The organism is Kribbella sp. NPDC048915, assembly GCF_040649595.1.
Taxonomy (GTDB): Bacteria; Actinomycetota; Actinomycetes; order Propionibacteriales; family Kribbellaceae; genus Kribbella.
The window spans coordinates 64,714-81,061 of the sequence record NZ_JBEZFT010000013.1; the positions used below are offsets into that span (position 1 = coordinate 64,714).

Annotated in this window: 20 protein-coding genes; 8 read left to right on the top strand and 12 right to left on the bottom strand. The window is 68.6% G+C overall.

Annotation, left to right across the window (positions count from 1 at the left end):
* From AB0B82_RS10120 to AB0B82_RS10135, 4 genes are read right to left on the bottom strand one after another with little or no spacing between them, the layout of a single operon-like run.
* Complete coding sequence (locus tag AB0B82_RS10120) at positions 1–864, bottom strand: hypothetical protein (RefSeq protein ID WP_360164715.1); 864 nt, start codon at positions 862–864, stop codon at positions 1–3.
* On the bottom strand, positions 861–1,727 hold the full coding sequence (locus AB0B82_RS10125; protein WP_360164717.1) for a hypothetical protein: 867 nt from the start codon (positions 1,725–1,727) through the stop codon (positions 861–863). The genes AB0B82_RS10120 and AB0B82_RS10125 overlap by 4 nt, the downstream gene beginning before the upstream one ends.
* 38 nt (positions 1,728–1,765) lie before the next feature.
* On the bottom strand, positions 1,766–2,038 hold the full coding sequence (locus AB0B82_RS10130) for a TrbC/VirB2 family protein (RefSeq protein ID WP_360164719.1): 273 nt from the start codon (positions 2,036–2,038) through the stop codon (positions 1,766–1,768).
* Between the two features lie 14 nt (positions 2,039–2,052).
* Positions 2,053–2,673 carry a DUF6668 family protein gene (locus AB0B82_RS10135; protein WP_360164721.1) on the bottom strand — a complete coding sequence of 207 codons (621 nt, stop codon included), beginning with the start codon at positions 2,671–2,673 and terminating at the stop codon, positions 2,053–2,055.
* 249 nt (positions 2,674–2,922) lie between these two features.
* Between AB0B82_RS10135 and AB0B82_RS10140 the strand changes: the two genes are divergently transcribed.
* Both AB0B82_RS10140 and AB0B82_RS10145 read left to right on the top strand, forming a co-directional pair.
* Positions 2,923–4,338, top strand: a complete 1,416-nt coding sequence (locus AB0B82_RS10140) for a hypothetical protein (RefSeq protein WP_360164723.1) — start codon at positions 2,923–2,925, stop codon at positions 4,336–4,338.
* Positions 4,335–4,544 (top strand): hypothetical protein, encoded by a 210-nt coding sequence (locus AB0B82_RS10145; RefSeq protein ID WP_360164724.1) that lies wholly within the window; start codon positions 4,335–4,337, stop codon positions 4,542–4,544. The genes AB0B82_RS10140 and AB0B82_RS10145 overlap by 4 nt, the downstream gene beginning before the upstream one ends.
* A 94-nt stretch (positions 4,545–4,638) precedes the next feature.
* Here the strand turns inward: AB0B82_RS10145 and rplI are convergent, their stop codons facing one another.
* The 4 genes from rplI to rpsF form a co-directional block, all read right to left on the bottom strand.
* Positions 4,639–5,085: a 50S ribosomal protein L9 gene (gene rplI / locus AB0B82_RS10150; RefSeq protein WP_360164726.1), complete on the bottom strand. Its 447-nt coding sequence runs from the start codon at positions 5,083–5,085 to the stop codon at positions 4,639–4,641.
* Between the two features lie 14 nt (positions 5,086–5,099).
* On the bottom strand, positions 5,100–5,333 hold the full coding sequence (gene rpsR / locus AB0B82_RS10155) for a 30S ribosomal protein S18 (RefSeq protein ID WP_132320771.1): 234 nt from the start codon (positions 5,331–5,333) through the stop codon (positions 5,100–5,102).
* A 72-nt stretch (positions 5,334–5,405) separates the two neighbouring features.
* Positions 5,406–5,990, bottom strand: a complete 585-nt coding sequence (locus AB0B82_RS10160) for a single-stranded DNA-binding protein (RefSeq protein WP_360164728.1) — start codon at positions 5,988–5,990, stop codon at positions 5,406–5,408.
* A 64-nt stretch (positions 5,991–6,054) separates the two neighbouring features.
* Positions 6,055–6,345, bottom strand: a complete 291-nt coding sequence (gene rpsF, locus AB0B82_RS10165) for a 30S ribosomal protein S6 (protein WP_132211461.1) — start codon at positions 6,343–6,345, stop codon at positions 6,055–6,057.
* A gap of 886 nt (positions 6,346–7,231) precedes the next feature.
* On the opposite strand from rpsF, the gene AB0B82_RS10170 reads away from it, so the two are divergent.
* The gene (locus tag AB0B82_RS10170) at positions 7,232–8,035 is read left to right on the top strand and encodes a deoxyribonuclease IV (RefSeq protein WP_360164730.1); all 804 of its coding nucleotides are present in this window, start codon (positions 7,232–7,234) and stop codon (positions 8,033–8,035) included.
* Positions 8,036–8,130: 95 nt separating this feature from the next.
* On the opposite strand, the gene AB0B82_RS10175 is transcribed toward AB0B82_RS10170, so the two are convergent.
* Positions 8,131–8,757: a hypothetical protein gene (locus tag AB0B82_RS10175; protein ID WP_360164732.1), complete on the bottom strand. Its 627-nt coding sequence runs from the start codon at positions 8,755–8,757 to the stop codon at positions 8,131–8,133.
* A 28-nt stretch (positions 8,758–8,785) separates the two neighbouring features.
* On the opposite strand from AB0B82_RS10175, the gene AB0B82_RS10180 reads away from it, so the two are divergent.
* Positions 8,786–9,316 carry an NUDIX domain-containing protein gene (locus AB0B82_RS10180; protein ID WP_360164734.1) on the top strand — a complete coding sequence of 177 codons (531 nt, stop codon included), beginning with the start codon at positions 8,786–8,788 and terminating at the stop codon, positions 9,314–9,316.
* On the opposite strand, the gene AB0B82_RS10185 is transcribed toward AB0B82_RS10180, so the two are convergent.
* The 3 genes from AB0B82_RS10185 to AB0B82_RS10195 are packed head-to-tail and all read right to left on the bottom strand — an operon-like array spanning position 9,285 to position 11,786.
* Positions 9,285–10,493 carry an MFS transporter gene (locus tag AB0B82_RS10185; protein WP_360164736.1) on the bottom strand — a complete coding sequence of 403 codons (1,209 nt, stop codon included), beginning with the start codon at positions 10,491–10,493 and terminating at the stop codon, positions 9,285–9,287. The two genes, AB0B82_RS10180 and AB0B82_RS10185, sit on opposite strands and share 32 nt — an antisense overlap.
* Before the next feature lie 19 nt (positions 10,494–10,512).
* Positions 10,513–11,229, bottom strand: coding sequence for an SDR family oxidoreductase (locus AB0B82_RS10190; RefSeq protein WP_360164738.1), 717 nt, complete (start codon positions 11,227–11,229; stop codon positions 10,513–10,515).
* Positions 11,226–11,786, bottom strand: coding sequence for a TetR/AcrR family transcriptional regulator (locus tag AB0B82_RS10195; RefSeq protein WP_360164740.1), 561 nt, complete (start codon positions 11,784–11,786; stop codon positions 11,226–11,228). The genes AB0B82_RS10190 and AB0B82_RS10195 overlap by 4 nt, the downstream gene beginning before the upstream one ends.
* Positions 11,787–11,906: 120 nt before the next feature.
* Here AB0B82_RS10195 and AB0B82_RS10200 point away from each other — a divergent pair, with 120 nt between their 5' ends.
* The 4 genes from AB0B82_RS10200 to AB0B82_RS10215 all read left to right on the top strand — a co-directional run bounded on the left by AB0B82_RS10200 (position 11,907) and on the right by AB0B82_RS10215 (position 16,322).
* Positions 11,907–12,827 (top strand): SDR family NAD(P)-dependent oxidoreductase, encoded by a 921-nt coding sequence (locus AB0B82_RS10200; RefSeq protein ID WP_360164742.1) that lies wholly within the window; start codon positions 11,907–11,909, stop codon positions 12,825–12,827.
* A 55-nt stretch (positions 12,828–12,882) separates the two neighbouring features.
* Positions 12,883–14,013, top strand: a complete 1,131-nt coding sequence (locus AB0B82_RS10205) for a peptidoglycan bridge formation glycyltransferase FemA/FemB family protein (RefSeq protein ID WP_360164744.1) — start codon at positions 12,883–12,885, stop codon at positions 14,011–14,013.
* A gap of 4 nt (positions 14,014–14,017) precedes the next feature.
* Positions 14,018–15,019, top strand: a complete 1,002-nt coding sequence (locus AB0B82_RS10210) for an alanine racemase (RefSeq protein WP_360164746.1) — start codon at positions 14,018–14,020, stop codon at positions 15,017–15,019.
* A 580-nt stretch (positions 15,020–15,599) separates the two neighbouring features.
* On the top strand, positions 15,600–16,322 hold the full coding sequence (locus AB0B82_RS10215; protein ID WP_360164748.1) for a methyltransferase domain-containing protein: 723 nt from the start codon (positions 15,600–15,602) through the stop codon (positions 16,320–16,322).
* The last annotated feature ends 26 nt before the right edge of the window (positions 16,323–16,348 follow it).

The following is a 16,348-nucleotide window of genomic DNA, read 5'->3' on the forward strand; positions in this document are numbered from 1 at the left end:
TCAGGACGTCCTCGGTGAGACGAAGCGGAGCAGGGCGGGCAGCGCGACGACGGCCACGATCATCAAGGTCACGCCCATGATGACCTCGAGGATCTTCGAGGCACCGGAGTCGGTGGAGCCCATCAACCCGAACGCGGTGGCGTAGATGATCGCCGCGACCGGTTTGTAGATGATGAACGAGGCCAGCCAGGCGAGGGCGCGCTTGAACCACGTCATCCCCATCTCGGTGTTGGTCGCCGCGGCCGTGAGCGGGAGCACGCCGACCAGCAGCACGAGCATTCCGTAGCGGACGATCATCAGCGCCAGTTGGATGATGGCCGTGATCACCATCAGGATCCCGACGAAGATCACCAGCAGCCAGCCGAACGGCTCGTTCATCACGTCGAGCAGGTTCCGGGTGTAGGAGTGGTCGTCGCGTTCGAGCGCCGAGTCGATGATCCAGCTGGAGAACCGGTCGGCGGCCTTGATCAGGGTGCCTGCGAAGACGGCCGCGGACCCGGTCACCACGACCAGGGTGACCAGCGACCTGATGATGTCCCGGAGCGGCTCACCGCGGTGCGAGATCGCCATCTGGACGGCGCCGACGATGATCGCCAGCGCCGCGATGAACACCATGATGAAGTTCAGGTGGCCCTGGATCCACAGCGCCGGGGTGTTCTCCGCGATGTTCGGCGTGGGGATGTAGACCCAGAGCAGACCGATCGCCTTCATGACCGCCTCGACCGCCTTGATGACGATGTTGGCGATCGCTTCGAAGATGAACTCGAAGGTGTTGCCGATCGCCCAGCGCAGGACGGTCTCGAGACCCTGCTCGAAGCAGTCGTCCCAGTCCCAGGGCCAGCCAGAACAGCCGAGAACGATCATGCCGAACCACTGAACCTCACGTAGCCGCTGAGACTGGACAGGACATCGGGCTCGGTCGAGCCGTTCAAGCTTCCGTCCGGCTGGAGTTCGACGTACCAGTCGCCCTTGTACCAGCGCATGGTGACCGGAAGGGCGCCGTACGCCTTGCCGTTGAGGTCGGCAACGACCTGGATGATCGCGCGGGTCGCGTTGGGCGGGTAGTCGAGCACCTTGAAGCCGGCGAACTGGATCTCACCCGCGACCGCCGACGGCGTGCTGGACGGTTTCCCGAGCTCGGCGATCGCCGCCTGCCGGCCGGGGCCGGGGTACACCCTGGTCTGCAGCGTCGCGACCGCGGTCTCGGGGTTCTGCAACTGGCCGAGGGCAACCATCGCGGCGAGCACCGCGCCGGTCGGGGAGTGCGCGAAGCAGGACCGGACACCGTTCGGGCTGGTCCGTGCCGGGCCGGACTCGGCCTGGATCGGGATCAGCATCTTGCCCTCGAACTGCCACGAGACCGCGACCGGTGCGGCGAGCCGCGGGATCGCCTGGCTCGCGCTCTTGTTGTGGCAGCCGCCGGTGCCGTTGTTCGGCGGCGGCGGGGCCGTCCGGGTGGCGGTCGGCGCCGAGGTGGGCGGCTCGACGGGCGGTTCGGTCGACTCCTCGTCGGTGGGCTGTGCGGTGGGAACGACCGTGCTCGGCGCCTGGCTCGGGTTGGCCGTCGGCTCGTCCGAGCGGCCGCCCACCATGAACCAGACCACCAAGCAGATCAGCACCGCTCCGATGACGATCGCCGACGCGATGAAGCCACGCTCCTCGAAGAAGTTGGCCTTCGCGCCGTCGGCGTCGTCATCGGAGTCCGGGTCCCTGCTGAACAGTCCCACCTACGATCAGCCTCCGACCGACTGTGCGCGAGCGAGGGTCACTTGAGGGCGTCGACCAGAGCGGTCGCGGCACCGATCACGATGCAGGCCGCGAGGACCCACCCGAGGCGGGCCGCGTGCTCGCCACCCTCACCACGACGCTGACCGATCGCCATCATGCCGCCGGCGATGATGATGCCGAGGGCACAGATCAGGTAGGCGACCCACTTGACCCAGCCCAGAACCTTGTTCAGGCCCTCGGTGACCTCGGTGGGCGGCGCTTCCAGCGGCAGTGCGTTCGGCAGCTCGCTGACCAGATGAACCAACATCATTTCTCGAAAGCCTTTCAGTACGGGGCGGTGTAGTCCGCTGGGTTTGACGCGCGAAGTGCATAGATGGATTCAAGAACTTCGAAAACCTCGTCCGGCGTGTTGTCAGGCGTGGGAGCCTCCCCTCTGCGCCACTCCTCGATCCACGGAATGTCCCAGACCCTCGGAACACCTCCGCCGACGATGTCGGCGAAGTCGTCGAGCACTCGGGGCAACCGTCCGGGAGCGTCCGCGATCAGCACCAGGCCGAGCACCGCGACACCCTGGACGACACCCGAGGCCCACTCGATCGCGGCTCGCTGGGCGGCACGCAGGCCGGACCCGTGGGTCCGGGCGACCAGGATCACCGGGGTCGGCACCGGCGGTGGCGGGATCGGCCACCGATGGTTGGCCGCCCGGGTACCGGGCAGCAGGACCGACATCGTGGTCTCGCCGGCGCCGCCGTGGACGCCCACCCACCACAACGTGTCGGCAGCCGGAATCGCGAACTTGGGCAGGCGCTGGTCCTCCGCAGGCGCCGGCACCCCGTGCTGGGGCGCGGACGGCCCCCGCGGGGTGATGTCCGGCCGAGGAGCGGGCCCCGGTGACGGCTGCTGCGGACCCGGCGACTGCTGTCGTGTCCACGGATTCTGCGTCATGGCCCCTCCTCTCGCTGTGCGTCACTGGCCGTCGCCCACAGTATTCTCTCGCTTTCCGGGTGTTCTTTCGTGACCCATCCACAGGCGAGGATGTTTCTACCCCCTTGTCGGGGTCAGTCGAGCCGGACCGGCCCGGAAGGTTTCGCATGCCCGGACTCCCCGGCATGCCCTCATGCGGGGGACATGCTAGAACGAGGACGCCGGTAGCGGATGAACGAGGGAGACCTGTGGCGGGAATGAGAGGACATCGTGGCTGAGAAGATCCCCTCCTGGCCGAAGGTCACGATCCGGCTGTACGACGACCACAACGCCGAAGTGAAGATCGCCGGCCGCAGTCACCCGCTCAACCACCACGACCCCCGGCAGGCGTCGATCCAGCTCGTCAGCGAGCAGGCCGCGCAGCTGGGACGGCCGGTCAAGGCCACCGCGGTCGAGCCCGACGGCGCCTCCTGGCCGCTGATCATTCACCCCGACGGCCGCGTCGAAGCGATCGAGACCGACCCGCGCAAGGGCAAGAAGCCGATCTGGCCGATCGTGGTCGCGATGGTGGTCGCGGTCGTGCTGATCGCCGGTACGACGTTGTACCTGACCGTGTTCAGCAAGCTCGGTGACGGCAAGCCACAGGTGACCGAATCGCCCAAGCTGCCCGAACTGCCCGCACCGACCGTCAAGGACGACTTCTTCGCGCCCAAGACCCAGCCGGTCGGCTATTCCACCCACGCCGCCTGGACGGTCGACCTGCTCAAGGAGAGCACTCCGGCGATCAAGCCGGACGGCACCGAGGTCGCGATCCTGACCAGGGACCAGAAGGTGGCCGTGTTCGACAGCAACGGCAAGGTGCTCTGGCAGGACAAGGTCCCGAAGGACGCGGAGAACCCGGTCTACACCACGATCGACGGCAAGCTGGTGCTGGCGATCACGACGCCGGACTCCTTCTACTACTGGGAGGGCAACGGCGCGCTGCCGAAGATCCTCGAGCTACCGGACAGCGCGCGGGTGCAGTTCTTCGGCAAGTCGCCGCTGATCATGCTGTCCGGCGACGCCGGCGCGATGGTGATCTCGGGCGGCGAGCTCAAGGCGGTGCCGGAGAAGCCGCGGAGCTCGACGATCCTGCTCGCCGACGGCGACCGGGTGCTGATGTCGCAGTACTACGGTCCGCTGTACTGGGCGCAGCCGGGCAAGGATGTCACCGAGGTGAAGCTGCAGCCGCCGGGTGGCGCGGGCGCCATCATCCAGGTGGTCTCGGCGAGCCCGGACTACGTCCAGGCCCTGTGGACGTCCGCGAAGAACCCGGAGGAGTCGATCCCGGCGCTGCACTCGAGTGCGAGCGGAAAGGTTGTCGCGAGCTGCGGACTGGTCCGCAAGGGCGACACCGACGGCTGGGACTGGGTGCCTGACCCGAACCGCAAGTTCGCGGCCTGGGGCGAGTGCCTCGTCAACCTGACCCTGACCAAGAACAACACCCGGCGGATGGAAGGTTTCCGGCCGTTGTCGGTCAGCGGGGCGATGCTCTACGGCACCAAGGCCAGTAAGCCGATCGCCGTGTCGCCGAACTGGAACACGTACCCGATGGCCGACGGCACCACGCGGCCGTGGGGCGTCGCCGGGAAGCGCGCCGTGGTCGTGTACAACTCGGTGCTCTACGCTCTGGACCCGGCCAAATGAGCGCCGGTCGAACGGGAAGGCTGCGGCGGGCGGCGCGAGTCGCCGGCGCGCTGCTGGCGGTCGGCATCCTGCTGGCCCCCGCACAGGCGGTCGCGGATTCGATCGAGCCCAAGCCGACCGAGTGGCCCAAGGTCGAACAGCCGACCACGTCCGGTCAGTTCCTGGAGCCTCAGCCCGTCGACTGGCCCGGTCCCGAACAACCCTGAGCCCGGTCGCGGTACGGCGGTGCGGTGGTTCCGGGAATGACAACGGCCCGCGTCCCCTCGAGGGGAACACGGGCCGTTGTCGTGGAGCTGGGTGTCAGCCGGCCACAACCTCGAGGCGGACCGTGGCGGCCACCTCCGGGTGCAGCTGAACCGAAACCTGGTGCTTGCCGGTGCTCTTGATCGGCGCCGCGATCGCGATCGCGCGCTTCTCGAGCAACGGGCCGCCGGCGGCCTTGATGGCACCGGCGATGTCGGCCGGGGTGACCGAGCCGAACAGGCGGCCGGTGTCACCGGCCTTGACCTTCAGCGTGACGCCGAGCTGCTCGAGCTGGTTCTTGACCTCGCTCGCGTGCTCCTTGCCCTTGATCGCCCGGGCGTCGCGCGCCCGCTTGATCGTCTGGATCTGCTTCTCCGCGCCACGGGTCCAGCCGATGGCCAGGCCGCGCGGGACCAGGTAGTTACGGCCGTAGCCGTCCTTGACCTCGACGATGTCGCCGGGAGCCCCGAGGCCCTCGACCTCCTGAGACAGGATGAGCTTCATGGTCGGCGCCTCCCTCAGCGAGCCGTGCTCGTGTACGGCAGCAGGGCCACCTCACGAGCGTTCTTGATAGCGGTGGCCACATCGCGCTGGTGCTGCACGCAGTTCCCGGTCACCCGGCGGGCGCGGATCTTGCCGCGGTCCGAGATGAACTTCCGCAGCAGCGCGGTGTCCTTGTAATCGACGTACGTCGCCTTGTCCTTGCAGAAGCCGCAGACCTTCTTCTTCGGCTTCCGAACGATCTTGGCCATTGTGGTGCTCTCTTCCTATTTCCAGAGCCCGGCACGAGTGCCGGAATGGTCACTGACTGGTTTGCGGGCCGATCAGAACGGCGGCTCCTCCATGGAGCCTCCGCCCTGGCTGGCCCAGGGGTCGTTCTGCGGGGCGGACTGGCCGCCACCGCCCTGCGGGGTCGCCCAGGGGTCGTTCTGCGGGGCGCCACCCTGGCCGCCGCCGTAGCCACCGCCCTGGTTGCCGCCGCCCTGGGGGCCGCCGTAGCCGCCACCCTGGTTGCCGCCGCCACCGAAACCGCCGCCGCCTTCGCGGGACGTCTTCGAGATCTTCAGCGTCGCGTACCGCATGCTGGCGCCGATCTCCTCGACGTCGCACTCGAACACGGTCCGCTTGTTCCCGTCACGGTCGTCGTAGCTGCGCGCCTTCAGGCGGCCGTGCACGACCACCCGGGAACCGCGGGTCAGCGACTCGGCGACGTTTTCGGCGACCTGGCGCCACACCGAGCATCCGATGAAGAGCGTCTCGCCGTCTTTCCACTCGTTGGTCTGCCGGTCGAGCGTCCGCGGCGTACAGGCGACCGTGAAGTTCGCCACCGCGGCGCCGGACGGCGTGAACCGCAGCTCCGGATCACCTGTCAGGTTTCCGATCAGCGTGATGGGTGGTTCACCGGCCATGACAACTTCCTCCTGTACTGCAGACGATGGGTGGTGTGACGCCAGACCACCTGACGCCCGAGGTTCAGTGCTGGTCCGGCCGGATGACCTTGGTGCGCAGGATCGACTCGTTCAGCGTGAGCTGACGGTCGAGCTCCTTCACCACCGCGGGCTCCGCGGTCAGGTCGATGACGGCGTAGATGCCTTCGGCCTTCTTCTTGACGTCGTAGGCAAGCTTGCGACGACCCCAGATGTCGAGCTTCTCGACCGTGCCACCTTCCTTGCGGACGATGTTCAGGTACTGGTCGATGGACGGCTCCACGGTGCGCTCATCGAGCTCAGGGTCGAGGATCACCATGACTTCATAACGACGCATGCGCGAACTCCACCTCCTTCGGACTTGGCGGCCACGGTCTCTCCGTGGCAGGAGGGCGATGCGATCTGCTTCACGCCGGCACTTGCCGCCGACGCCAAGCAACAGCCCGGTCGCTGGACCGGGCCACATCCAAAAGAGTACCAGCGTCCGGACCCCCACTTGACCATATCCACAGGCCTGTCCGGAAGAACTCTGTGTCACTCGGCGGCAACCCTGTGTCGATCCCTCAGTCGTTTGCGCGCCAGGATCGGCACCAGCAGCGGTACGGCGAGAACGACCGCGATCACGCTCAGCAGCCGGTATCCGTCGACCACCTCGCGGGGGCGTGAACAGGCAACGGACGCCCCTGCCACTTTGCGGGGGGTGTGAACAGGGAATGGTGCGTTTGCACAGGAAATAGCCTGTTCAACCCCACCACGACCTGTTGACGCCCCCGCTCGCTGACGCATGGATGCGTCAGGGAGGGCGAGATGCTGGTCAGGCGGTCCGGCCACGGTGGTTAACCCCCTCGCGATAGGGGTTCTCTGCTGGTACACGAACAGAGCACCCCAGCACGTCCGGATATCCGGGTCTCCTGGTGTTGGAGCCTCGCGATCGAAGCCCGCGCAACCCGGCGGCAAGTCAGGGTGATCCGGTCGGGCGATCGGTCGGGGGGATCCTCTCGGGGGCGATCGGTCGGGAGGATCCTCTCGGGGGCGATCGGTCGGGGCGATTTGGGCGGGGCGATCCGGACCTGGCGACCCGGCCGAGGCGACCCGGCCGAGGCGACCCGGTCGACGCGATCCGGTCGACGCGATCCGGACCTGGCGATCCGTCGGGGTGATTGGGGCGGGGCTGGGTGGCCGTGGTTGTGGGGGTTGTCGGTGGGCGGTTTTAGGGTGGGGGTATGACTGTGAAGCTTGGTGCGCATGTGGACCAGGAGGACCCGCTGGCCGAGGCGGCGGATCGGGGTGCCGACCTGGTGCAGTTCTTCCTGGGGAATCCGCAGGATTACAAGGCGCCCAAGCTCGCGTACGCCGACGGTGAGGACGCGCTGAAGGAGCGCGCGGCCGCCGCGGGCGTCGACCTGTACGTGCACGCGCCGTACCGCTTGAATGTCGCGAACACCAACAACCGGATCCGGATCCCGAGCCGCAAGCTGCTGCAGCAGACGCTCGACAAGGCCGCCGAGATCGACGTCAAGGGCGTGATCGTGCACGGCGGGCACGTCGGCGACGCGGACGACCCGGAGGCGGGGTTCGACAACTGGCGCAAGTGCATCGAGCGCGCCGAGCTGCGGGTTCCACTGCTGATCGAGAACACGGCCGGCGGGGAGAACGCGATGGCCCGCCAACTGGACCGGATCGCCCGGCTGTGGGACGCGGTGCAGTCGTCCGGCAACGACAAGCTGGAGAACGTCGGGTTCTGCCTCGACACCTGCCACTTCCATGCGGCCGGCGAGGAGCTGCCGACGATCGTGGAGCGGGTGCTGGCGATCACCGGGCGCATCGACCTCGTGCATGCGAACGGTTCCCGCGACGAGTTCGGCTCCGGCGCCGACCGGCACAGCAACTTCGAGGACGGGCACATCGACCCGGCGGACATCGTCGCGGTGATCCAGACGGCCGGCGCGCCGGTCGTCGTCGAGACCCCGAACGCCAACAACGGCCAGAAGGCCGACCTCGACTACCTCCGGGCCCACCTCAAGTAGGCCCCTCGAGCATCCCTCGTGTCGGCCCTCAAGCAGGCCCCCTCGCATAGACCCCGCAAGTAGGCCCCCTGATGTAGGGCCCTCACGGAGGCGGTTCAGGCGGCCTGGGCTTTCTGTTCGAGGCCGTACAGCCAGTAGGTGATCGCCCACGGCAGCAGTACGGCGAGCGCGGACGTGGTGCCGGTGGGAGCCAGAAGTCCGCACAGGACGACGATCGCCACCAGTACCGTGCTGCCCTTGAACACGTCGATCGGGCCGAACAACCGGGTGCGCAGGGTGAACTTGTCGCGGGCGCACAGGACGTACACGGCGATTAGCGTGAGCAGGCCGAGGACCGCGACCACGGTGCCGAGCCAGGCGAGCGCGCCGTACCCGCCGCCGACGTCTGGCAGGCCCGCGATCAGGAAGACGCCGACGAGGACGGTCAGCCAAGCGCTGGTCCACATCAACCGATCCGTCGTCCGCTGTGCCTCCTCCGGGTCAGGCTTCGGCTCCGCCTCAGCGTCGGATTCGGATTCGCTGTCGGACTCAACCTGTGCGCCATACTCTTCCGCGCCAGCCCCGTTGACGCCAGCCCCGTTGACGTCGGCCTCGCCCGCGCCGGACCCGAGGGTCTCCGCCTCGGCCGCGCGCTCAGCCTCGGGCTGCCCCTCAGCCTGCGCGTCAGACTGGGCTTCAGCCTGGGACTCGGCCTCGGGGTGGGTGGGGTCTGGGTGCGCCATGCTGGTGACGGTAGCGCAGAATGAGGTTATGGCGACCTGGGCGGAGCAGTTCCCCGCATTGTTCGCGCCGGGTCACTGGGAGTGGGGCGAGCTCGACGTCCGGTACACGGTCGACGAACCGCCCGAGGAGCTGATCAGCAACGTTCACGTCGTCTGCCGCACCGACGGCGGAATCGTTGCCTGCACCAACGACCTCGGTTGGCGGTTCCTGCCGGGCGGCACGCGTGAGCCCGGCGAGACGATCGAGGAGCTGGTACGCCGTGAGCTCCTGGAGGAAGCCGGCGCGCGGCTGACCGGTCCGGTGACCTGGCTCGGTGCGCACCGCGCGGAGCACCGTCGCGCGGCGCCGTACCGCCCGCACCTGCCGCATCCGGTGTCGTACTGGGCCAACTATGCCGCGGACGTCGTCATCGATCAGGAGCCGACGAACCCGGCCGACGGCGAACAGGTCACCGAGGTCCTGGTGCTGCCGCCCGACAAGGCCGCCGGGTACCTCGACGGCCAACCGGAGCAGGTGGGCGAGGTCATCAGGCTGGCTCAGGCAATGCGGCTGGTTTAGCCGCCCGCCACGGCAGCAGTACGGCGCTCAACGTGCAGCTGATGCCCGCGACCCACAGCGCGCCGCGCATCCCGATCACCGACGCGAGCACACCGCCGAGCGCGATGAACGCCGGCTGCACGGACCGCGAGGTGATCGACCACGACCCGACCACGCGCGCCATGTACGCGTCCTCGGTCACGTCCATCCGGTACGTCGCGAACGACGGGTTGAACCCACCCGCACCGACGAGCAGCGCTGTCTCCGCGACCGTGATCACCGCGAACCCGGCCCACCCGTGCGGCGCCAGCGGGAAGAGCAGCAGCCATGGTGCCCGCAGTACGCCGAACACCAGCAGCATCCATTGCAGTCCGTACTTCTCGGTCAGCCGCGGCGCCAGCCGCGCACCGGTCACCCCACCGATGCAGCACACGCCCAGCATCACTCCGTAGCTCCACGCGGGCAGGCCGAGATCGCGCAGCATGAAGACCGCCAGCAGCGGCGAGGTCATCATCACCGGCCCGCCGAACAGCTGCGAGTTCCAGAACAGCACCCGCAGACCGCGATGCCGCAGGATGTAGCGCCACCCCGCCGTGATGTCACGCTTTCCCTCGCGACGCACCGGCGGCGGCTCGGGCTGCTCGATACGCCGGATTCCGAAAGCCGATCCGAGGAACGAGATCGCGTCCACCGCAAGCGTGAACGTCGCGCCGACGAGACTGACCAGTGCTCCACCGATGACCGGCCCGATGCTCAACGACATCCAGTTCGTCTGCTCGAACCGACTGTTGGCCTCGGCCCGCACCGAGGCCGGCACCAACGCCTTCAGATGAGCACCGCTCGCGGTCTGAAACGCGATCGTCCCCGCCGCCTGCAGCACGCCCGCGACGCACAGCTGCGTGTACGTCAACCACCCGAACACCGCCGCGACCGGCACCGACGCCAGCGCCGCGAACCGCACCAGGTCGGCCGCGATCATCACCGGCCGCTTCCGCCGCTGCTCGATGAAGTCCCCCATCGGCAACGCGAGTGCCGCACCGGCGAGCGCCGACAACGCCGCGAGCATCGACACCTGGAAGGTGCTGACGTCCAGGGCGAGTACGGCGACCAACGGCAGCGCGCCGAGCCCTACCGCTGATCCGAAAGCGCTGACCGTGAACGCGAACCACAACCGGCGGAAGTCCCGACCCAAAGACACCCGGCGATCGTAGAGACCGTCACCGACACAAATTCAGTCCGCCGTCGAGCAGGATCACCTCGCCGGTCAGATACGCGTTGTGGACAACCGCCGAGATCAGGTCGGCGACGTCACTCGGCTGCGCGGCGCGACGCATCGGGCTCGAGGTTTTCCACAGCTCCTGGGCCTCGATCCAGGATTCGGTGAGTGGCGTGTCGACCAGCCCAGGCGCGACCGCGTTGACGCGGACGTCGGGTCCGAGCGCTGCCGCGAGCAGCTTCGTCACGTGGTTCAGGGCGGCCTTCGAGGCGGCGTACGCGATCGAGCTTCCTTTCGGACGGACGCCCGCGTGGCTGGTCACGTTGACGATGCATCCGCCGTACTCGCGCAGCGTCGGGAGCGCCGCCGTACACAAGAGCCACGGCGCGATCAGGTTGACGTCGAGCAGCCGCCGCCAGTCGTCCGCGGTCAGCCCGTCGAGGTCCGCGTGCGGGACCGGCCAGCTGATGCCGGCGTTGTTCACCAGTACGTCGAGACGCCCGTGCGCGGCCACCACCTCGGGGACCAACGCCTGAGCTGCAGCGTCATCCGACAGATCGGCCTGGTGATACGAACCGCCCAATTGCTCGGCCAGCGCCATGCCTTCGGACCGGCTCGAGCGCGAGTGCACCGCCACGGTCATCCCGTCGGCGGCCAGCCGACGTGCGGTGGCCGCTCCGATGCCGGAGGCGGACCCGGTGACCAGGGCAACCTTCATGCGCCGTACCGCAGGCCGTCCATGATCAGGTCGAGCAGCCGATCCGCCTGCTCGCGGTCGCTCGCCGAACCGCCGACGCCGCCGATGCTGGCCAGCAGGTCCTTGGCCGAGACGTCCGACCGGATCTTCCCGGCGGAAGCGGCGGCGTCGAGCAGCGGCTGCACTGCGCCGACAAGCAACTCGAAGCTCTGCGCGTACGGGTTCGTCCCGGAGGCGATCACGGCGCGCAGCGCATCAGCCATCCCCCGCTTGTGGGCCATGTAGTCCATGAACCGGTCCATCCACGCACGTAGGGCCTGGTCCGGCGGCAGCTTCTGGAGGAGCTCGGGCGACGCGTCGCAGACGGTGGCCAGCTCGTTCCGGTAGGCCGCCTCGACCAGCAGCTCACGAGTCGGGAAGTGCCGGTACAGCGTGCCGATGCCGACGCCGGCGTCCTTCGCGATCCCCTCCAGCGTCGCCTTCAGACCGCATTCGGCGAACGCACGCGCCGCCGCAGCGACGATTTGGTCCCGATTGCGCTGGGCATCCGCCCGCAGCGGGCGCTCAGCAGTGCTCATCTCCCCTCCCTCCGTGACCTCACAACCTAGCGAACTTGAGAACCGGAGGTGCCTCCGCTTCACTGGAATTACCGGAGGCACCTCCGGTTAAAGGCTAGCTCGACGAACAGGACCAAGCTGATGAGCAGGTTCACCACTCCCTTCACGTACGACTCGACCGCCGCCGAGGTGATCGCAGGCGTCGACCTCAGCGGCCGCCGTGCCGTCGTCACCGGCGGCGCCTCCGGCATCGGCGTCGAGACCGTCCGCGCCCTCGCGGGGGCGGGCGCGGACGTCACCCTCGCCGTCCGCAACACCGCGACCGGTGAGCGCGTCGCCGCCGAGATCATCGAGAGCACCGGCAACAACCACGTGTATGTCGCCCGCATCGAACTCGCCGACCGCGCCTCGGTGCGCGCGTTCGCCGAGACTTGGGACGGCCCGCTGCACATCCTGGTGAACAACGCCGGCGTGATGGCCGAGCCGCTCCAGCGCACGCCGGAGGGCTGGGAGCACCAGTTCGCGACCAACCACCTCGGCCACTTCGGGCTGACCCTCGGCCTGCACGGCGCGCTCGCCGCGGCCGGCGACGCGCGGGTCGTGTCGCTCAGCTCCCGCGCCCACCAGCGCTCCGACGTCCATTTCGACGACATCCACTTCGAGCGTCGCCCGTACGACCCGTGGCTGGCGTACGGCCAGTCGAAGACGGCGAACGTCCTGTTCGCGGTCGAGGCCGCCAAGCGCTGGGCGAGCGACGGGATCGTCGTCAACGCGGTCATGCCGGGTGGAATCCGGACCCCGCTGCAGCGGCACCTGTCCGACGAGGAGATGAAGCAGTTCGACGGCTACCAGTGGAAGACGACCGAGCAGGGTGCGTCGACGTCGGTCCTACTGGCGGGGTCGCCGCTGGTGGCCGGTGTGACCGGGAAGTACTTCGAGGACAACAACGAGGCGCTGCCGTACGCCGAGGGGCAGAACGGCGGCGTGATGGAGTACGCACTCGATCCGGAGTCGGCCGCTCGGTTGTGGGACGTCTCGGAGCAGATGCTCGCCCAGGTTTGATCACGGGACCGGCTCAGCTACGGATCGCGCGGCTGGGCCGGTAACCTGACCGACCGTGAGTGACTTGAGCATCCGGACCATCTCGACCGACGAGCACGCGGCGTACATTGCGGCGCAGCCGGCGGCGAGCTTCCTGCAGACCCCCGGGTGGGCGGCGGTGAAGAGTGAATGGAAGGCGGAGTCACTCGGCTGGTACGAGCCGGGTACACCGGGCAACCTGGTCGGCGTCGGCCTGGTGCTGTACCGGCAGATGCCGAAGGTCAAGCGGTACCTGGCGTACCTGCCCGAAGGCCCGGTGATCGACTGGGACGCGGTCGACCTCGGCAGCTACCTGCGCCCGCTGGCGGCGCACCTGCAGGAGCGCGGCGCGTTCGGCATCCGGATGGGTCCGCCGGTCGCGACGCGACGCTGGGGCGCGCAGACGATCAAGGACGCGATCGCCGGCGGTCAGCAGCCGCGGCTCGGCGACGTCCGGCCGGACGTGATCGAGCCGTCCGGCGCCATCGTCGCCGACCAGCTCCGCAAACTCGGCTGGAAGCCGCCCCGGATCGCGGAGGGCTTCGCGGCCGGACAGCCGCAGTACGTCTTCCAGGTCCCGCTGGCCGGCCGGACCGAGGACGACCTGCTCAAGGGCATGAACCAGCTCTGGCGACGCAACATCAAGAAGGCCGCCAAGGCCGGCGTCGAGGTCTCGCAGGGCGGCGCCGAGGACATCAAGGCGTTCCACGCGCTGTACGTCGAGACCGCGCAGCGCGACCACTTCACGCCGCGCCCGCTGCCGTACTTCGAGAAGATGTACGCCGCGATGGCGCATCAGCCGGCCGATTGCTGTGACTTCCGGATCTACAACGCCCACCACGAGGGCGACCTGGTCGCCTCGACGATCTGGGTCCGGGTCGGCGGTCACTCCTGGTACTCCTACGGAGCCAGCTCGACCGCCAAACGCGACGTGCGCGGATCGAACGCGATCCAGTGGCGCATGATGACGGACGCACTCGCGGCGGGCGCGTCCGTGTACGACCTACGGGGCATCACCGACACCTTGGACCCGAACGACCCGCACGTCGGGCTGATCCAGTTCAAGACCGGGACCGGCGGCGAGGCCGTCGAGTACGTCGGTGAGTGGGATCTGCCGTTGAACAAGGCGCTCTACACCGCATTCGACCTCTACATGAGACGGCGTTGACACCATGCCCTTAGTCCTGCACGTCGATTCCGATCGATGGCGTGAACACCTGCGTTCCACGTGGAACCCCGACATCGTCCCGGTCGCCAAGGGCAACGGGTACGGGTTCGGCAACCACCGGCTGTTCGCCGAAGCGCGCGCGCTGGGCGCCCGGACGATCGCGGTCGGCACGTACTTCGAGGTTCCCGCGGATCCCCGCGAGGACGTCGTGGTGCTGTCGCCGTGGCGACCGTTCCTGGACGTGCCGCAGAGCGACCGCGTCATCCACACGGTCAGTCGGCTGGCCGACCTGGTCTCGATCCCGGCCGGCAGCCGGGTGCTGATCGAGGTCAGTACGTCGATGCGCCGGCACGGGATCGGCGCGCGCGAACTGCGGCACACGATGCTGCTGAACGCGCTCGACCGGATCCGCTTCGAAGGCTGGTCGCTGCACTTCCCGATGGGTGCCGGCGGTACGTCGGCCAACCTCCGCGAGGCGCAGCAGCTGGCGAAGGCCGCGCTCGACGTCCGCAAGAACACGCTCTGGGTCTCGCACGTCCCGGCGCAGAAGCTGGCCGACATCGGCGACGACGTGAAGCTCCGGATGGGAACCGGCCTGTGGCTCGGCGACCGCGGCGCGCTCTCGGTGAAGTCGACCGTCCTCGACGTGCACTCGGTGCGGCGCGGCGACCGCGTCGGCTACCGGCAGCGTCGGGTCAGCGGCGACGGACACATCCTGGTCGTCTCCGGCGGTACGGCGCACGGCGTCGGTCTGGAGGCTCCGACCGCGGCCGCAACGGTTCGGCAGCGCGCGATCGCGATGGCCAAGGGCAGTCTGGACGCGGCCGGGATGGCGCTGTCGCCGTTCAGCATCGGCGGGAAGCAGCGCTGGTTCGCCGAGCCGCCGCACATGCAGGCGAGCATGCTGTACCTGCCGTCGTCGGTCGCGCCGCCCGCGGTCGGAGACGAGATCGACCTCGACGTCCGCTACACCACCACGACCTTCGACAAGGTGTCGATGGACTAGGCACGTCTGATGGTCCAGCGCCGTAGCGAGGGCGTGCTCGGTGCGGTAGCTCGGCACGCGGAGCGCCCGCAGTAGATGCTGGATTGTCAGACATGCGCCGTCCGGCGCCACGGTGGTGAGCTGCTCTAGGCGTGGCGAGATGTGTCAGCTCGACAGGATGAGTCGGCTGTCCACGCCCAGCCAACCCTCGGGCCGAGCGTGGACGATCAGGCGGTCGCCGGACACGTCCTGTCGAACTGACACGCCTGCGATGTCGTGCTCGTGTCACGCCCTGTCGTTGGTGCAGCACCTGGCCACGCGCGCGCCGCCGCGCCGCTGTTCTCCGCCACCTCGACCTGAGGTTGCCCCGTCAAATGCAGGGTTGCCCAGCCAAATTTTGAATGGGCAACCCTCCAGTTGAGGGGTTGCCCTCTGATGTGGAGGGTTCGCCAGCGCGCACCGTGCCGATGGTGCCCGCTGCGCCGGTCGTGTCCGTGCGGCGAGGGGCCATGCCGACTGCCCTGCGGGAGGTTGGCGGTTGGCAGGGGGCGCGAGTGTGACAGTTGACTTCAGGTCCACCTGAAGTTGCAGCGTGGGTGGTATGAGGTTTCTGGATCGGATCGAGGAGCGGGCCGGGGCGGCTGAGCTGCGCGCGGCGTCGTACCGGATGCTGGCGCTGAAACGCGGCGCGGCCTGCGTCGATGTCGCGTGCGGAGCGGGTCACGCGGTGGCCGAACTGTCGGGAAGAGGGCTGAAGGTCATCGGGATCGACCCGGATCCGGACGCGATCGCGGCGGCGCGGGAACGTGCCCCCGGGGCAATGTTTCACGTGGCACATTCCGACGCGCTGCCGCTCGAGGACGAGTCGATGGACGGCTACCGCGCTGTGCGGCTGTTCCATCTGCTCGACGATCCCGCGCCGACAGTGGCGGAGGCTCATCGCGTACTGCGGCCCGGCGGGCGGATCGTGGTGGGCGGGCAGGACTACGGGTTCGTCCTGATCGACAGCTCGGATCAGGATCTGACGGACGTGATCCTGCTCGGGCTCGAGTCCCGTACGGCGTCACCGCGTGCTGTCCGTACGCTCCGGGACGTGCTGCTCGACGCCGGCTTCCAGGACGTGGAGGTCGCCGTACACACCGAGGTCGTCACCGATTACCACCTGATGGCCCGGCAACTGCAGGCAGCCGCGACAGCAGCCGTCGAGAAGGCGCTGATCACCCGCGAGGACGCCGACGGCTGGCTCGCCGAACAGGCGCGCCGCGGCCGCCGCAACCGCTTCCTCGCCGTCCTTCCGACCCTCCTGGTCGGCGCCCGGCGGTGAGGTGAGGTAGGCGCACTCACCCTGCG

Excerpts from the sequence above, each read along its gene's own strand:
- AB0B82_RS10120 (WP_360164715.1), bottom strand. The coding sequence starts at position 864 with ATGATCGTTCTCGGCTGTTCTGGCTGGCCCTGGGACTGGGACGACTGC.
- AB0B82_RS10130 (WP_360164719.1), bottom strand. The coding sequence starts at position 2,038 with ATGATGTTGGTTCATCTGGTCAGCGAGCTGCCGAACGCACTGCCGCTG.
- AB0B82_RS10135 (WP_360164721.1), bottom strand. The coding sequence starts at position 2,673 with ATGACGCAGAATCCGTGGACACGACAGCAGTCGCCGGGTCCGCAGCAG.
- AB0B82_RS10145 (WP_360164724.1), top strand. The coding sequence starts at position 4,335 with ATGAGCGCCGGTCGAACGGGAAGGCTGCGGCGGGCGGCGCGAGTCGCC.
- rplI (WP_360164726.1), bottom strand. The coding sequence starts at position 5,085 with ATGAAGCTCATCCTGTCTCAGGAGGTCGAGGGCCTCGGGGCTCCCGGC.
- rpsR (WP_132320771.1), bottom strand. The coding sequence starts at position 5,333 with ATGGCCAAGATCGTTCGGAAGCCGAAGAAGAAGGTCTGCGGCTTCTGC.
- AB0B82_RS10160 (WP_360164728.1), bottom strand. The coding sequence starts at position 5,990 with ATGGCCGGTGAACCACCCATCACGCTGATCGGAAACCTGACAGGTGAT.
- rpsF (WP_132211461.1), bottom strand. The coding sequence starts at position 6,345 with ATGCGTCGTTATGAAGTCATGGTGATCCTCGACCCTGAGCTCGATGAG.
- AB0B82_RS10170 (WP_360164730.1), top strand. The coding sequence starts at position 7,232 with ATGACTGTGAAGCTTGGTGCGCATGTGGACCAGGAGGACCCGCTGGCC.
- AB0B82_RS10175 (WP_360164732.1), bottom strand. The coding sequence starts at position 8,757 with ATGGCGCACCCAGACCCCACCCACCCCGAGGCCGAGTCCCAGGCTGAA.
- AB0B82_RS10180 (WP_360164734.1), top strand. The coding sequence starts at position 8,786 with ATGGCGACCTGGGCGGAGCAGTTCCCCGCATTGTTCGCGCCGGGTCAC.
- AB0B82_RS10190 (WP_360164738.1), bottom strand. The coding sequence starts at position 11,229 with ATGAAGGTTGCCCTGGTCACCGGGTCCGCCTCCGGCATCGGAGCGGCC.
- AB0B82_RS10195 (WP_360164740.1), bottom strand. The coding sequence starts at position 11,786 with ATGAGCACTGCTGAGCGCCCGCTGCGGGCGGATGCCCAGCGCAATCGG.
- AB0B82_RS10200 (WP_360164742.1), top strand. The coding sequence starts at position 11,907 with ATGAGCAGGTTCACCACTCCCTTCACGTACGACTCGACCGCCGCCGAG.
- AB0B82_RS10210 (WP_360164746.1), top strand. The coding sequence starts at position 14,018 with ATGCCCTTAGTCCTGCACGTCGATTCCGATCGATGGCGTGAACACCTG.
- AB0B82_RS10215 (WP_360164748.1), top strand. The coding sequence starts at position 15,600 with ATGAGGTTTCTGGATCGGATCGAGGAGCGGGCCGGGGCGGCTGAGCTG.